A 15,365-nucleotide genomic window follows, 5' to 3' on the forward strand; every position below is an offset into this window, starting at 1 on the left:
GTACCCGAAAGTAGAACGCTCAACCACCTCGGTGCGGCACCCGGGACACTGGAGGGGTGAGCGCAGCCGACGGAGACTCCACGCAGGCCCGAGTGGTGCTGAGGACCATGCCCGACGATCGACTTCCCGAATGGGTCGAGCGCAGCCGCGGCGACTACCGCGCCGATCGCGTCCGGGCGGGTGACACCCTCGAACAGGCGACCGACAACGCCGAGCAGAGTTTCTCCGCCTACTTCCCCGACGGTCGTCCGGCACCGCATCATCAGGTGTACGACGTGCTGGACGGCGAGACCGTGGTGGGGTCACTGTGGATCGGGCCCCAGTCGATCGCGACCACGACCGACTGGTGGGTCTGGGACGTCGCCATCGACGAGCGGTACCGGGGTCGCGGTCTCGGCCGGGCGGCGATGCTCCTGGCGGAGGACGCCGTGCGGGAGAACGGCGGAACGGTACTCGGGCTCAACGTCTTCGGCTTCAACACGGCGGCGCGTCGGCTGTACGAGTCGCTGGGGTACGACACCGCGTCCCTCCGGATGCAGAAGGTTCTCCGGAAGGACGCGCGATGAGCGTGGACGAGCCGGTGGTGTTCGACCTCACCGCGGCGCGCGACGAGTTCACCCGCTTCATGATGTCCTACCGCTTCGGCATGCAGGAGCTCACCACCAAGATCGACATCCTGAAGGACGAGTTCACGCACCTGCATTCCTACAGCCCCATCGAGCACGTGGTGTCGCGGCTGAAGACGCCGCGCAGCATCGCCGAGAAGGCCGTGCGCAAGGGGATTCCGTTGACGTTCCAGGCGATTCGCGCCGGTCTGTTCGACATCGCCGGCGTCCGGATCACCTGTAGTTTCATCGCCGACACCTATGCGGTGAAGGAGATGCTGGCGTCGCAGAGCGACATCCGAGTGCTCGAGTTCGAGGACTACATCGCGAATCCGAAGCCCAACGGGTACCGCAGTCTCCACCTCACCATCGAGATTCCGGTGTTCCTGTCCGACCGCACGGAGCACGTCTTCGTGGAGCTGCAGATCCGGACCATCGCGATGGACTTCTGGGCGAGTCTCGAACACAAGATCTTCTACAAGTACGACGGTGAGGTGCCGCAACGCCTGCGGGACGAGTTGCGCGAGGCGGCGATGGCCGCGGGCACGCTCGACATCACGATGGAGCGACTGCACGCCGAGGTGGTCCGTCTCGGCGACGCCCGCACCGACGCCGGCCCCGACTACGAGGAGCTGTTCCTGCGCTCGCTCATGCCGGGACTGGCGCCGGATCCGCGGTCAGGCGGGGACGTTCCGCACCCGTAGCGAGGTCTTCGTGGCCAGCACCCAGTAGAGGGCGAAGCCGATGCCGCAGCCGATGAACCAGCTGTACTGCGCCGCGGTGTGCATTCCGGTGAGGGTGCCGCCCGTGAGCACGGGGAACATCGCGAAGACGGCACCGACGGCGGTGGCGATCAGTGCGGCCGGGTTGTAGCCCTTGGCGTAGTGGTACGTGCCGCTCTCGTCCATGGTGAACAGGTCGTCGACGATGACCTTCTGCTTGCGGATGAGGTAGTAGTCCGCGATGAGGATGCCGAACAGCGGTCCGATGAACGCTCCCAGGGTCTCGAGCGTGTAGTGGATGACGTCGGGATTGTTGTAGAGGTTCCACGGCGTTATGAGCACGGAGCCGACGGCGGCGATCATGCCGCCGGCGCGCCAGCTGATCTTCTGCGGGCTGACGTTGGAGAAGTCGAAGGCCGGCGAGATGAAGTTCGCGACGATGTTGATACCGATCGTGGCGATCGTGAAGGTCAACGCGCCCAACACGATCGCGAAGGTGCTGTCGATGCGCGCCACCGTCGTGACGGGGTCGGTGATGAGCTCGCCGAAGACGGGAACGGTGAGGGACGCGGTGACGACGACGAGGATCGAGAAGAGCAGGAAGTTGACGGGCAGGCCCAGGAAGTTGCCGCGCTTCACGGCGGCGTAGCTCTTTCCGTAGCGCGAGAAGTCGCCGAAGTTGAGCATCGGACCCGAGAAGTAGGAGACGACGAGCGCGATCGCGCCGAGCATGACGGGCACCGCGGCGAAACCCGTGTAGGTGACGTCGCCGAGGTTCAGGTCGATGGCGCTCCAGCCGGCTTCGTGAATCAGGTAGCCGCACAACAGGAACATGACGACGTAGACGGCCGGGCCGCAGAAGTCGATGAACTTGCGGATGGACTCCATGCCGCGCCAGAAGACCGCCGCCTGCAGGACCCACAGGAGCATGAAGCTGCCCCACCCCAGAGTGGACAGTCCCGCGAAGCCGTGGAGGTCTCGGTCCGCCCACGGACCGAGCGCCGGGAACAGCTTGATCAACACGATGTCGAGCGCGGCGGAGGCCAGGAAGGTCTGGATCCCGTACCACGCCACCGCGATCAGTCCTCGGATGATGGCGGGAACGTTGGCCCCGAGGACGCCGAAGACCGATCGACAGATCACCGGGTACGGGACACCTGCGACCTGACTGGGCTTGGCCACCAGGTTGCAGAAGACGTAGACGATCGAGATGCCGACGAGGAGACAGACGAGCACCTGCCAACTGGCCAGTCCCAGCGCGAAAAGGCTGCCCGCGGTGACGTATCCGCCCACGGAGTGCACGTCGGACATCCAGAACGCGAAGATGTTGTAGGACGACCAGGTCTGCTTCCGCAGCGGGGCGAGGTCCTCGTTGGTGAGCCTCGGGTCGTACCCCTCCTTGATCACTCCACCCCCCACCGGATGTCCCTCTGCTGTCGACCCGCCTCCGGCGTACCCGTGTGCCTCGATCAGATCGTTCACACCGGAGCGGGACCCGGGAGGCGGGTCGAACGGGCCGGTGTGCGGAATGGTGTCGGTCATCGTGTCTCCGTCGCTGGTGCGGACCGTGGTCGGTGCTGCGGAGAAGTCTGAGCCCGTTGTATTTCCGTGTCGTGACGAAACCGATATATCTCTTTACCGGCAGGTTTCCGGGTCCGGTCTGTCCGGTTCCGGCTCAGGAGAGCAGGCCGGAACCCGCCGGAAGCGTCGCGATGACGTCGTTCAGCCGCTCGTTGTGGTGCCCTGCCGCCGCCAGGAGTGCCGCCGAGTCGCGGTCGACGAACGCGCGGACCATGACGCTGTGATCGTCGTTCAACGCCGCGCGGTCCGCACCCTTCACGTGCACCATCGGTTGGACCGGCTCCGTGACGTTCCACGCGACGTCGAGCATGTGGAGCAGGCGGTACATCCGGGACGGCGCGGTGAGGGCGACGTGGAACTCGCGGCTCAACCGGTGGTAGCGCTGGGGATCGTCGTCCGCGATCGAGGATCGGAGGTCTCGCTCGATCTGTTCGGCACGACGCCGTTCCCCGTCGGTGGCGGCCTCGGCCGCCACCGCGAGGGCGGCGTTCTCGAGCACCTCCCGAACGATGTACATCTCGCGCAGTTCCTGAGACGTCAACTGCGCGACCGTGTATCCGAGGTTGGGTCGATGCGACACCAGATTCTCGCCGATGAGGGTCTTCAGCGATTCGCGCACCGGGATGCGGCTGACTCCGAACACGTCGGCGACGTCGCCCAGGGGAATGGGCGTTCCCGGCGGGGCGTCACCCGACAGGATGACCCGGCGGAGTTCGGTGAGGATCTCCTCCTGTGAACCACCCGCGACGTCGCGGGACAGTTTCGCGAGCAGGGCCGAGCGGCGACGCGGCGGCATCGTGACCCCTTCTGCGAACCGGGACGGGACATGGCGACTCTAACCGGGGGAGTCGTCGGACGCTCGCGTGTCGCCGCATCGGTGCGACGAGAGTTGGTGAACGTTCACGTCGGCGGACGCCGGTCGATCGATCCGCTGCCGGGCAGTCGGCTCGCCTGCCCGAGCTCGCGGCGCGGGCTCCCCGGTGCACGTCGATCTGCCGTGGACGATCCGGTCGGCGGCCGCTCGATCCGAGCGAACCTCAAGTCTCGCTTGACAGTCGAGACCAGGCACGCCGACCGGTCGGGGTCACGGCGCGCCGAGCAGCGCCGATGCACGGTGCGCGCGGGGCGGGTGTCCCTCGAACGGACCACAGCGCGATTCCCGCGTCGGCGGGTGTTCGGGCCGATCCTGCCCGACTTATGACAAATACCGAGAGAGGCCCTTACGATGACCCGATGCGCGACGGTCGTCTTCCCGATGGATTCGGAGTGCGTATCGATCCTCGAGTGCGGACTCTCTCGAACGGTCGAGTTCTCCTCGGCGGATCGCCCACCAGGATGGTGATGCTGGCACCCGCCGCGGCCGCGATGATCGGCGACGGATTCCTGCGGGTGTCCGATCCCGACTCCGCCACGGTGGCGCGTCGACTGCTCGACTCCGGTGTCGCGAACCCCCGGCCGATGAGCACTCCGTCCGCCGCGGACGTGACGGTCGTGATCCCGGTCCGCGACAACCACGAGGGACTGCTGCGGCTGATGCGCGCGCTGCGTGGACTCCGCGTGATCGTCGTGGACGACGGGTCCCGCGTTCCCGTCCGGCACGCCGAGATCGCCGTGGACGAACTGTGTGCCTCGGTCGCGGTGGTGCGGCACGACGCCCCGCGGGGACCGTCCGCGGCGCGCAACGCCGGCCTTGCCGCGGCCACGACCGACTTCGTCGCGTTCCTCGACTCCGACGTGGTGCCGCGCAAGGGCTGGCTCGAAGTCGTCCTCAGTCATTTCTCCGACCCCTCCGTCGGGCTGGTCGCTCCGCGCATCGTGGCGCTCGAGCCGGAGGGCAGTGCGCTCGCCCGCTACGAGCGCGCACGGTCCTCCCTCGATCTCGGTCGCCGGGAGGCCCCGGTGTTCGCGGGTGGCCCGGTGTCGTACGTCCCCAGTGCGGCGGTCGTCGCCCGGCGACGGGCCGTGCTCGACTGCGGAGGCTTCGACGAGGCGATGCACGTGGCCGAGGACGTCGATCTGTGCTGGCGACTGCAGGACGCGGGATGGCGCCTGCGGTACGAGCCGGTGGCCCGCGTCGCCCACGATCACCGCGTCACTCTGCGAAAGTGGTTCGGCCGCAAGCTGTTCTACGGTACCGGTGCCACCGAGCTGGCCTCCCGCCACCACGGGAAGGTGCCGCCCGTGGCCATGGCGCGGTCGACCCTGCTCGCACTGCTGCTGGCCGCCTCGGGGACGCGTGCGGGCATGGTCGGTGCGCTGGTCACGCTGATCACCACGGTGGTCCGCCTACGGCGCCTGTTCGTCGATCTGGATCACCCCACTCGCCTCGCCGCGGTGTTCGCGGCACGCGGAACCGTCGGGGGCGCTTGGCAGTTGGCCTCCGCGGCGGTGCGGCACTACTGGCCGGTCACGCTGGTGGCCGTGCTGTTCTCCCGGCGCATCCGACGTCTGGCGCTGGCCATCGCGGTGGCGGAGGGTGTGCGGGACTGGGTCGAGCACCGGGAGCCGGGCGGCCTCGGTCCGGTGCGCTACGCGGCGTACAAGCGCATCGACGACGTCGCCTACGGCACCGGACTCTGGGTGGGTGCCGTGTCGCACCGCGACCCCCGTGCTCTGGTGCCGCGTCTCGGCAACCAGTAGTCCCTGCCACCCGCTCTGTGAGCTGGGTTACAGTGGAGGCCGGTCGAGTGTGCCGACCTGCCGGGCGAGGCTGTTGACGGAAGCGGGGTCTGTGGTGACGGTCAATCCGTGGGTCGCGATGAGGCCCGGGGACGACGCCGCCACGCTCGCGCGCTCCGTCTCCCGCGCTCACGAGACCTTCGTCGGGCCGGGCCTGTCGACCGTGGGACTCGCCCGTCCCGTCGATCCCCAGTCGCCCGTGCGGTCCGTCGTTCTCGACTCCTGGCTGCGCAGCCGCGACATGGGCGTCGACCCCGATCGTGGTGCGGACGATCTCCTCGACGACGTCACGCTCGCGCAGTACCGCGCCGATCACCCGATGTCCGTCATCCGACCCGTGGTGCGCAAGCTCCTCGTCGAGGACGCCGCCGACACCGGCCTTCTCGTGGCCATCACCGACGCGTCGGGCCGGCTGCTGTGGGTCGAGGGCGACACCGCGGCGAAGGATCGCGCGAACGCCATGAACTTCACCGAGGGCGCCGACTGGAGCGAGGGGCGGATGGGCACCAACGCCCCCGGCACCGCGTTGGCCATCGATCACTGCGTGCAGATCTTCGCGGCCGAGCACTTCTCGCGGCCCGTGCACGAGTGGAGTTGCAGTGCGGCTCCCGTCCATCACCCCGTCACCGGCCGCATCCTGGGGGCCATCGACATCACGGGCGGTCCGCGCGTCGCGGTTCCCGAGGTGCTCTCGTTGGTCCGCGCGACGGTGGCGGCGGCCGAGTCCGAACTGCGATTGCATCTGCTCGAGTCCCCGCGTCCCGATCTCGACACCGGAGTCCGGCTGGAGGTGCTCGGAGCCGGGCGCCCGTCGTTGGTCCGCGGCGGTGAACGCGTCGCCCTGTCCGGACGGCACGCCGAGATGCTGCTGCTGTTGCGGGCACATCCCGAGGGGCTGAGCTCCGACCATCTCGCCGCGCTGCTCGACGAGAACGAGCTGGACTCGGTCACCGTCCGAGCCGAGATGTCGCGCCTGCGCAAGGTTTTCGGTGCCGATGGCGTGGCCTCGCGGCCCTATCGACTGGTGGCGGAACTGTCGTCGGACGTCGAGGACGTGCGGGCGGCTCTCGACCGCGGGGACGTCGACGCGGCGCTGCGGCTCTACTCCGGCGTGGTGCTCCCGTCGTCGTACGCCCCGGGTATCGCGGAGATCCGCGAGGAGTTGCGAGTGCGCGTCCAGGCGGCGCTGCTGCGGTCCGGTGACCCGGTGCTGCTGGCGCGGTGGACGGCGTCGGTGCACGGCCGCGAGGACGCCGCCGCGTGGTCGGCCTACCTCGCCACGCTCAGCCCGTCCTCGGCGCTGTACGGGCAGGTCCAGGCTCGCCTCGCCCTGCTGGGCTGACCGAGTCGGCTCTGCAACGGTCATGCAACCGTCGTCATTCTAGTGTCCTGCATCACAGCCCCCGATGACCGTGGGGGTGGATCACCGATGAAGGAGCATGTTCGATGACTGTCTTCGCTCGCCCGGGTACGCCCGACGCCGCCATGTCTTTCGAGGCCCGCTACGACAACTGGATCGGCAACGAGTGGGTCGCTCCGGTCAAGGGTCAGTACTTCGAGAACCCGACGCCCGTCACGGGACAGAACTTCTGCGAGATCGCGCGCTCCACCGCCGAGGACATCGACCTCGCCCTGGACGCCGCACACAAGGCCGCGCCGGCGTGGGGCAAGACCTCGCCCGCCGAGCGCGCCGTCATCCTGAACAAGATCGCCGACCGCATCGCCGAGAACCTCGACTCCATCGCGCTCGCCGAGTCGTGGGACAACGGCAAGCCGATCCGCGAGACGCTGAACGCCGACATCCCGCTCGCGATCGATCACTTCCGCTACTTCGCCGGATGCATTCGTGCGCAGGAGGGTTCGCTGTCCGAGATCGACAGTGACACCGTCGCGTACCACTTCCACGAGCCGCTCGGCGTCGTCGGCCAGATCATCCCGTGGAACTTCCCGATCCTGATGGCCGTGTGGAAGCTCGCCCCCGCACTCGCCGCCGGTAACGCCGTCGTCCTCAAGCCGGCCGAGCAGACACCCGCGTCGATCATGTACCTGATCAGCGTCATCGGTGACCTGCTGCCTCCGGGCGTGCTCAACATCGTCAACGGCTTCGGCACCGAGGCAGGCAAGCCCCTCGCGTCGAGCCCGCGCATCAAGAAGATCGCCTTCACCGGTGAGACCACGACCGGGCGCCTGATCATGCAGTACGCCTCGCAGAACCTCATCCCGGTGACGCTCGAGCTCGGCGGCAAGAGCCCCAACATCTTCTTCTCCGACGTGCTGTCGCAGAACGACGACTACCAGGACAAGGCACTCGAGGGCTTCACGATGTTCGCCCTCAACCAGGGCGAGGTCTGCACCTGCCCGTCGCGTTCGCTGATCCAGCAGGACATCTACGACGACTTCCTCGCACTCGCCGCGATCCGCACCAAGGCCGTCCGCCAGGGTGATCCGCTGGACACCGAGACGATGATCGGCGCCCAGGCCTCGAACGACCAGCTCGAGAAGATCCTGTCCTACATCGAGATCGGCAAGGGCGAGGGCGCCAAGATCGTCACCGGCGGCGAGCGCGCGCAGCTCGGCGGCGACCTCAACGGCGGCTACTACGTGCAGCCCACCATCTTCACCGGTAAGAACAACATGCGCATCTTCCAGGAGGAGATCTTCGGACCCGTCGTCTCGGTCACGTCGTTCACCGACTACGCCAACGCCATCGAGATCGCCAACGACACGCTCTACGGCCTCGGCGCCGGTGTCTGGTCGCGTGACGGCGGCGTCGCCTACCGCGCCGGCCGCGACATCCAGGCCGGTCGTGTGTGGACCAACACGTACCACCAGTACCCGGCCCACGCGGCCTTCGGTGGCTACAAGCAGTCGGGAATCGGCCGCGAGAACCACAAGATGATGCTCGACCACTACCAGCAGACCAAGAACCTGCTGGTGAGCTACGCCCCGAAGGCTCAGGGCTTCTTCTGATGCAGCCGAACCACGGGTCGGCACCGCCTCCGAGGCTCAAAGCAACCGCCGGGGCGATGGAGCTTCTCCGTCGCCTCGGCGGGCTCCACGGCGCGCTGATGATGCATCAGAGCGGCGGATGCTGCGACGGGTCGTCGCCGATGTGTTACCCCGCAGGCGAATTCATCGTCGGGGACCGCGACGTCCTGCTCGGGCTCCTCGACCTGCGCGCGGAGGTCGGCACCGTCGCGGACGACCTGCCGAGCGACGGCGACGCCGTTCCGGTGTGGATCTCCGGGTCGCAGTTCCAGGCGTGGAAGCACACCCAGATGGTGCTCGACGTGGTGCCGGGCCGGGGCAGCGGCTTCTCCCTCGAGACGCCGGAGGGGTTGCGGTTCCTCAGTCGTGGGCGGGCCTACACCCCCGAGGAGAACGCGGAACTCGAGTCGCAGGACCCCATCACCGGCGCGCAGTGGGAGGAGGGCGCTCGCCCGCCCGTCCCCACCGAGTCCATCGTCGTCGCCGAGGCCGTCGACGCCTGCCCGGTGCCGGGGATGGCGATACAGGGTTGAGTCGGGTGCGCTGAGCCGCGGTCACCGCGGTTCAGCGCACCGTCGGAGCGCCGCTCGGACTTCGGCGATCACCTCGTCGGGTCTCTGCGTGAGGTCGCGCCAGGTGTACCGCAGCACCGTCCACTCCTGGACGACGACGTTCTGCCGAGTTCGGTCTCGGTGAAAGGCGGTGGGGTCCGAATGGAAGGCCCATCCGTCGACTTCGATGCAGACGCGTTCGTCGAGGAACACGAAGTCCAGCACGTAGTCGCGCCACGGAAAGTTGACCAGGAACCCTGTGATGCGTCCGGTGCGCATCACGATGACGAAGAGGCGCTCGGCCTCCGACCGAGTTCCTCCTTCCGCTGCCACGAGAAGCTTCTCGGCCGCGGGGGCGCCCCGTCGCCGAGGGTTCCGATCGTGTGCGCGCCGGAGCACCGCCGGCGACATCCGCCCGCGCAAGGCGACGTCGACGATGCCCATCCCCAACTCCTCGGACGCTTCGAGAACCGTGAGACCCGAGGCCGTGACTCGGATTCCGCGCATCGCCACCACATCGGCGGGGTCGAGGTTCCGTCGCCGCACCCGGACACCCGACGGTGCCCTGCTCCGTCCTCCGCGCGGGACCGTGACATCGACGATGCGTGGTGCAACCGAAACGAGTCCGTGCCAGTACGCGGCACTCACCGATGTCACGACGGCCCCGTCGCCGGCCCAGTACGCGGCGCACCGCACCCGAGCGGCGTCCGTCCACGGTCTGTCGCAGGCGACGTAGACACCGCGCGTGACCCGGCGCCAATGGCCCGCTCGGACGCGCCGATCGATCGCGTCCTGGCTCATCCCGGCGTCGTGAGCCTGCGTCGCGGTGATGACACCGTCGTGGAGCGCGAGAAGTCGATCGATCACAGGCGTTGGACGGCCGCGTCGGCTCTCCTGGTTCCGCCGGGTGCGCGGGGCCGCGGTTACCGCGGGTCAGCGCACCGTCCAGTGGAAAAACAATCGCAACGTCCCCGCAACACGGCAGTCCTAGCCTCACCTCACCACCCGCTCACACTCCGAAAGAGGCTCACCCATGGCCGTGAAGGAACCGCGCCCCGTGGCGTCCGATTCTCAGGCAGAATCGTCCGACTACCTGGCCAAGCGCACGCTCAAGACCGGCAGCGCGGGGTGGGTGCTGCTGGCCGGGCTGGGCGTCAGCTACGTCATCTCGGGTGACTATTCGGGATGGAACTTCGGGCTCGAGCAGGGTGGGTTCGGTGGTCTGCTGATCGCGGGCATCCTGATCGCCGGCATGTACCTGGCGATGGTGCTGGGCATGGCGGAGATGTCGTCTGCGCTCCCGGCAGCGGGCGGCGGATACACGTTCGCCCGGCGCGCGCTCGGACCGTGGGGCGGATTCGCCACCGGCACAGCCATTCTCATCGAGTATGCCATCGCCCCCGCGGCCATCGCGACCTTCATCGGCGCCTACGTCGAGTCGCTCGGCCTGTTCGGGATCACCGACGGGTGGTGGGTGTACCTCGCCGTCTACGCCATCTTCATCGGCGTGCACCTCGCCGGTGTCGGTGAAGCGCTGAAGGTCATGTTCGTCATCACCGGCATCGCTCTCGTAGGCCTCGTCATCTTCGCTGTCGCCGCGATCTTCCAGTTCGACGCCTCCAACCTCACCGACATTGCCCCGACGGATGCCGCGGGCGCCTCGAGTTTCCTGCCGATGGGGTACCTGGGGATCTGGGCCGCGGTGCCGTTCGCGATCTGGTTCTTCCTCGCGATCGAGGGCGTGCCGCTCGCGGCCGAGGAAGCGAAGGATCCGGCGCGCAACGTGCCACGCGGCATCATCGCCGCCATGGCGGTGCTGCTGGTGACCGCCACCGCCATGCTGATCCTCGTGACGGGCGCCGGCGGAGCCGACGCGATGCAGGCGTCGGGCAACCCGTTGGTGGAGGCGCTCGGCGACAGCGGCGCCGCGACGGTGGTCAACTACATCGGCCTCGCCGGTCTGATCGCCAGCTTCTTCTCCATCATGTACGCCTACTCCCGGCAGCTGTTCGCGCTGAGCCGCGCCGGCTACCTGCCGAAGTCCATGTCGGTGGTCAACAGCCGGAAGGCGCCGACGCTGGCACTGATCGTGCCCGGCGTCATCGGCTTCGCCCTGACGTTCACCGGCAAGGGCTCGATGTTGTTGAACATGGCCGTCTTCGGGGCAGCGCTGAGCTACGTTCTGATGATGGTGAGCCACATCGTGCTGCGTCGCCGCGAGCCCGACATGCCGCGCCCGTACCGCACCCCGGGCGGCACGGTCACGACCGGATTCGCGCTCGTCATCGCGGCCTTCGCCGTGATCGCGACGTTCCTCGTGGACAGCCAGGCGGCGCTGTGGTGCCTGGTCGTCTTCGCGCTCTTCATGGTCTACTTCGGCGTCTACAGCCGCCATCACCTGGTGGCCAATTCTCCGGACGAGGAGTTCGCGGCGCTCGCCGCTGCCGAGGACGAACTCGGGTGAGCACCTACCACCAGCAGATCTCGGGATCGACCTACACCTTCGACGGTCTCGTCGAGGTCATGGCGAAGGCCACCCCGGCGCGATCGGGCGATCAACTCGCAGGCTGCGCGGCGGAGTCGGACGCCGAACGTGCCGCCGCCGCCTGGGTTCTGGCGGATCTCCCGCTGCAGACGTTCCTCGACGAGCAGGTGGTGCCGTACGAGAGCGACGAGGTCACCCGCCTCATCATCGACAGCCATGACGCGCAGGCATTCGACGCTGTCTCGCATCTGACGGTGGGCGGTCTGCGGGACTGGTTGCTCACGGTCGCAGCGGAACCCGACAGCGCCCGGACACTGCGGGAGGTCGCGCCGGGGCTCACCCCGGAGATGGTGGCCGCGACGAGCAAGATCATGCGCAACCAGGATCTCATCGCGGTGGCGCGGGCGGCGACGGTGATCTCGGCGTTCCGCACCACCATCGGTCTGCCCGGAACGATGGCAACCCGGCTGCAGCCCAATCATCCGACGGACGACCCGCACGGTATCGCCGCGGCGACGCTCGACGGTCTGCTGATGGGCTCGGGCGACGCCGTCATCGGCATCAACCCGGCCACCGATTCACCCGCCGCGACAGCGGATCTGCTGTACCTGCTGGACGAGATCCGGCAGCGTTTCGAGATCCCGGTGCAGTCGTGCGTGCTGTCCCACGTCACCACCACCGTGGATCTCATCGGCAAGGGTGTCCCGGTGGATCTCGTGTTCCAGTCCATCGCCGGAACGGAGGGGGCGAACTCCAGTTTCGGGGTGACGGTGCCGATGCTCCTCGAGGCGAACGAGGCGGGAAAGTCGTTGCACCGCGGCACCGTCGGGAACAACGTCATGTACCTGGAGACGGGCCAGGGTTCGGCGCTGTCCGCGAACTCGCACGTCGGTACCGGGGGCAAGCCGGTCGATCAGCAGACGCTCGAGACCCGCGCGTACGGGTTGGCGCGGGCGCTCGATCCGCTGTTGGTTAACACCGTCGTGGGCTTCATCGGACCCGAGTACCTCTACGACGGCAAGCAGATCATCCGCGCCGGCCTCGAGGACCACTTCTGCGGCAAGATTCTCGGCCTGCCCATGGGTGTCGACGTCTGCTACACCAACCATGCCGAAGCGGACCAGGACGACATGGACACGTTGTTGACGCTGCTCGGTGCCGCGGGCGCTGCCTTCGTCATCGCCGTGCCGGGTGCCGACGACATCATGCTCGGCTACCAGAGCCTGTCCTTCCACGATGCCCTCTACGTCCGGCAGGTGTTGGGCCTCAAGCCCGCTCCCGAGTTCGAGGCGTGGATGCACCGGCTGGGGATGACCGACGACGCGGGGCGGGTCCTGCCCGTCGACGCCGCGTCGTCGCCGCTGCGAGCACTGACGACGCCGGCATGAGCACACCGGACTTCTGGACCGACCTGCGCGTGACGACGCAGGCGCGCATCGGGCTCGGCCGGGCGGGGGACGCCCTTCCGACGACGCGGGTGCTCGAGTTCCGGGCCGCCCACGCCGCGGCGCGGGACGCTGTCCACATGCCGCTCGACACCGACAGCTTCGCTCGGGAGATCGCGACTGTCGGACTCGGGGATCCGGTGGTCGTGTCCAGCAAGGCGTCCACCCGCAGCGAGTATCTGCGTCGTCCCGATCTGGGACGGCAACCCGACGACCTGTCCGGTGTCGACACGGTCGACGCGGACATCGGAATCGTGTTGTGCGACGGGCTCTCCCCGCGCGCACTGATGGATCACGGCGCAGGATTGCTCGCTGCGCTGAAGGAGTCGCTGGGTACGTTCACGATCGCGCCTCCGGTGATCGCGACCCAGGCCAGGGTGGCGCTGGGTGACCACGTGGGCGCTGCGCTCGGGGTGTCCACGCTGATCGTCGTCATCGGCGAGCGTCCCGGCCTGTCGGTGGCGGACAGCCTCGGCATCTACCTGACGCACGGTCCGAAGCCGGGCCGCAACGACTCCGAGCGCAACTGCATCTCGAACATTCACCCGCCCGGCGGCATGCACTACGACCATGCGGCGCGGGTGACGGCATCGTTGGTCGCGGGTGCGCGCACGCTCGGGCGGTCCGGCGTCGATCTCAAGGACTCCTCTCGCGAACTGACCTGACCCGCGCACCGTTAGGGTCTGACATCGTGCTGCTGCAACGTGTGCGCGTCGATCCCGCGCGGGACGACCTCTCGGACGTCCGCATCGTCGACGACCTGGTGAGCGAGATCTCGGCACCCGGGGAGCGCCTGACTCCCGCCTCCGCCGAGACCGTCGTCGACGGGCGCGGGGGAGTGGTGCTGCCCGGGTTCGTCGACGGGCACCTGCACATGGCGCAGTGGGCACTCGCGCGCCGCCGACTGGACGTCGGCGCGGCCACCAGTGCACGGCACCTCGTCGACCTGCTGGTGGCGTCGGGCCTCACCGGCGACGTTCGTGCACAGGGCTTCCGGGGTGCCCTCTGGCCGGACGCACCGCACAAGGACATGCTCGAGGCCGCGCTGCCGGGTGTGTCCGTCGCGGTGACGAGCATGGATCTGCACACCGTCTGGCTCTCCCCGGCGTTGCTGCGCGAGCTCGCGGTCGATCACCCCACCGGTGTCTTCCGCGATCACGACGCCATCGCGATCGCGAGTGCCGTCGACGCGCGTGTCGGTACGGGCGTGCTCGACGAGTACGTGTGCGAGGCGACCGAGGATCTCGCCGCGCGGGGCGTGACCGAGGTCCTCGACTTCGAGTTCGACGACAACCTCACCGCGTGGACGCGGCGCTTCGCCTCCGGTCGTCCGGCGGTGCGGGTGAGCGCGTCGACGTGGCCGACGTGGCTCGACGAGACTCTGGCGGCCGGACACCGGACCGGCGACGTCGCCGCGGACACGGGCCGCATGCTCCGCATGGGGCCGCTGAAGATCATGGCCGACGGGTCGCTCAACACGCGGACGGCCTGCTGCCACGACCCCTATCCCGACGCGGGGCACGCGGCGCCGGCGACGCACGACGCCGAGGCACACGGGCTGCTGCTCGTCGACCATCCGGAGCTGGTGCGATTGATCTCGCGCGCGGCGGGCGGTGGGATCGCCGCCGCGGTGCACGCCATCGGTGACCGCGCCAACACCGTCGTGCTCGACGCCTTCGAGACCGTGCGCGCGCTCATGGACTCGGGTGCTCTCCCCGTCGTCGGTGGACGCGTCGAGCACGCGCAGCAGGTCCGCCCGGAAGACCTGGACCGGTTCGCGGCGCTGGGCGTCGTCGCCTCTGTCCAGCCTCAGCACGCGGTGACCGACCGCGACGTCGCCGACGTGCTGTGGTCCGGCCGACGATCGATCGCGTACGGCTACCACTCGCTGCACCGCCACGGCGCGCTGCTGCAGTTCGGGTCCGACGCTCCCGTCTCCCCGCCCGATCCGCGGTCGGCCGTCGCCGACGCCGTGTTCCGCACCGACGACGAGCGACCGTCCTGGCATCCGGGCGAGGCGGTGCCGATGGACGTCGCACTGCGGGCGGCATCGGGTGGGCGCGCAGGTGTCGACGTCGGATCCGCCGCCGATCTCGTCGTGCTCGCCGAGTCCCCGTACGTCCTGTCGAACGCCGACCTGCGGTCCGTTCCGGTGATCGCCACGATCAGCGGTGGGCGCGCGACCCACGTGTCCTGAGCCTTCGCCACCGTGTCGGAGACACACGCGGTGGCCGAGCAACCCGACCAGTGTCGCTACCCGGCGGTAGTGTCGATGTGTGACAACAGTCTCGCGGTGTGGGTGCATGTTC

The 15,365-nt window shown here is 68.5% G+C and carries 13 protein-coding genes; 10 read left to right on the forward strand and 3 right to left on the reverse strand.

Translation table 11 applies throughout. The features are described 5' to 3' along the window. Positions 1-56: 56 nt before the first annotated feature. Together OG947_RS14500 and OG947_RS14505 are read left to right on the forward strand one after the other, a co-directional pair. On the forward strand, positions 57-566 hold the full coding sequence (locus tag OG947_RS14500) for a GNAT family N-acetyltransferase (protein ID WP_197027738.1): 510 nt from the start codon (positions 57-59) through the stop codon (positions 564-566). Further along, a complete protein-coding gene (locus OG947_RS14505; RefSeq protein ID WP_081821128.1) occupies positions 563-1,309 on the forward strand; it encodes a GTP pyrophosphokinase in 747 nt (248 codons plus the stop codon). The genes OG947_RS14500 and OG947_RS14505 overlap by 4 nt, the downstream gene beginning before the upstream one ends. On the opposite strand, the gene OG947_RS14510 is transcribed toward OG947_RS14505, so the two are convergent. Further along, on the reverse strand, positions 1,283-2,869 hold the full coding sequence (locus OG947_RS14510) for an NCS1 family nucleobase:cation symporter-1 (protein ID WP_056441786.1): 1,587 nt from the start codon (positions 2,867-2,869) through the stop codon (positions 1,283-1,285). The genes OG947_RS14505 and OG947_RS14510 overlap by 27 nt on opposite strands. Before the next feature lie 133 nt (positions 2,870-3,002). Further along, positions 3,003-3,704, reverse strand: coding sequence for a GntR family transcriptional regulator (locus OG947_RS14515; protein WP_056441789.1), 702 nt, complete (start codon positions 3,702-3,704; stop codon positions 3,003-3,005). Between the two features lie 437 nt (positions 3,705-4,141). Between OG947_RS14515 and mftF the strand changes: the two genes are divergently transcribed. From mftF to OG947_RS14535, 4 genes are all read left to right on the forward strand, one after another. Then, positions 4,142-5,548 carry a mycofactocin biosynthesis glycosyltransferase MftF gene (mftF, locus tag OG947_RS14520; protein WP_027504628.1) on the forward strand — a complete coding sequence of 469 codons (1,407 nt, stop codon included), beginning with the start codon at positions 4,142-4,144 and terminating at the stop codon, positions 5,546-5,548. Positions 5,549-5,666: 118 nt separating this feature from the next. Further along, entirely contained in the window at positions 5,667-6,929 is a 1,263-nt protein-coding gene (locus OG947_RS14525; RefSeq protein WP_222650055.1) for a transcriptional regulator, read from the forward strand. A 104-nt stretch (positions 6,930-7,033) separates the two neighbouring features. Continuing rightward, on the forward strand, positions 7,034-8,557 hold the full coding sequence (adh, locus tag OG947_RS14530) for an aldehyde dehydrogenase (protein ID WP_027504630.1): 1,524 nt from the start codon (positions 7,034-7,036) through the stop codon (positions 8,555-8,557). A 56-nt stretch (positions 8,558-8,613) separates the two neighbouring features. Further along, complete coding sequence (locus OG947_RS14535; RefSeq protein ID WP_037184728.1) at positions 8,614-9,108, forward strand: DUF779 domain-containing protein; 495 nt, start codon at positions 8,614-8,616, stop codon at positions 9,106-9,108. 21 nt (positions 9,109-9,129) lie between these two features. On the opposite strand, the gene OG947_RS14540 is transcribed toward OG947_RS14535, so the two are convergent. Next, positions 9,130-9,993: a type IV toxin-antitoxin system AbiEi family antitoxin domain-containing protein gene (locus OG947_RS14540; protein ID WP_328812141.1), complete on the reverse strand. Its 864-nt coding sequence runs from the start codon at positions 9,991-9,993 to the stop codon at positions 9,130-9,132. Between the two features lie 166 nt (positions 9,994-10,159). Here OG947_RS14540 and eat point away from each other — a divergent pair, with 166 nt between their 5' ends. From eat to OG947_RS14560, 4 genes are read left to right on the forward strand one after another with little or no spacing between them, the layout of a single operon-like run. Further along, positions 10,160-11,590 carry an ethanolamine permease gene (gene eat, locus OG947_RS14545; protein WP_222649740.1) on the forward strand — a complete coding sequence of 477 codons (1,431 nt, stop codon included), beginning with the start codon at positions 10,160-10,162 and terminating at the stop codon, positions 11,588-11,590. Further along, a complete protein-coding gene (locus tag OG947_RS14550; protein WP_056441800.1) occupies positions 11,587-12,999 on the forward strand; it encodes an ethanolamine ammonia-lyase subunit EutB in 1,413 nt (470 codons plus the stop codon). The genes eat and OG947_RS14550 overlap by 4 nt, the downstream gene beginning before the upstream one ends. Next, complete coding sequence (eutC, locus tag OG947_RS14555; RefSeq protein ID WP_328811239.1) at positions 12,996-13,721, forward strand: ethanolamine ammonia-lyase subunit EutC; 726 nt, start codon at positions 12,996-12,998, stop codon at positions 13,719-13,721. The genes OG947_RS14550 and eutC overlap by 4 nt, the downstream gene beginning before the upstream one ends. 26 nt (positions 13,722-13,747) lie before the next feature. Continuing rightward, the gene (locus OG947_RS14560) at positions 13,748-15,253 is read left to right on the forward strand and encodes an amidohydrolase (protein ID WP_328811240.1); all 1,506 of its coding nucleotides are present in this window, start codon (positions 13,748-13,750) and stop codon (positions 15,251-15,253) included. Positions 15,254-15,365: the final 112 nt, after the last annotated feature.

The sequence above is a fragment of the Rhodococcus sp. NBC_00297 genome (genome assembly GCF_036173065.1).
Classification (GTDB): domain Bacteria; phylum Actinomycetota; class Actinomycetes; order Mycobacteriales; family Mycobacteriaceae; genus Rhodococcoides.

Coding starts and splice junctions, on each gene's coding strand:
- OG947_RS14505 (WP_081821128.1), top strand. CDS start 563: ATGAGCGTGGACGAGCCGGTGGTGTTCGACCTCACCGCGGCGCGCGAC.
- OG947_RS14510 (WP_056441786.1), bottom strand. CDS start 2,869: ATGACCGACACCATTCCGCACACCGGCCCGTTCGACCCGCCTCCCGGG.
- OG947_RS14515 (WP_056441789.1), bottom strand. CDS start 3,704: ATGCCGCCGCGTCGCCGCTCGGCCCTGCTCGCGAAACTGTCCCGCGAC.
- mftF (WP_027504628.1), top strand. CDS start 4,142: ATGCGCGACGGTCGTCTTCCCGATGGATTCGGAGTGCGTATCGATCCT.
- OG947_RS14525 (WP_222650055.1), top strand. CDS start 5,667: ATGAGGCCCGGGGACGACGCCGCCACGCTCGCGCGCTCCGTCTCCCGC.
- adh (WP_027504630.1), top strand. CDS start 7,034: ATGACTGTCTTCGCTCGCCCGGGTACGCCCGACGCCGCCATGTCTTTC.
- OG947_RS14535 (WP_037184728.1), top strand. CDS start 8,614: ATGGAGCTTCTCCGTCGCCTCGGCGGGCTCCACGGCGCGCTGATGATG.
- eat (WP_222649740.1), top strand. CDS start 10,160: ATGGCCGTGAAGGAACCGCGCCCCGTGGCGTCCGATTCTCAGGCAGAA.
- eutC (WP_328811239.1), top strand. CDS start 12,996: ATGAGCACACCGGACTTCTGGACCGACCTGCGCGTGACGACGCAGGCG.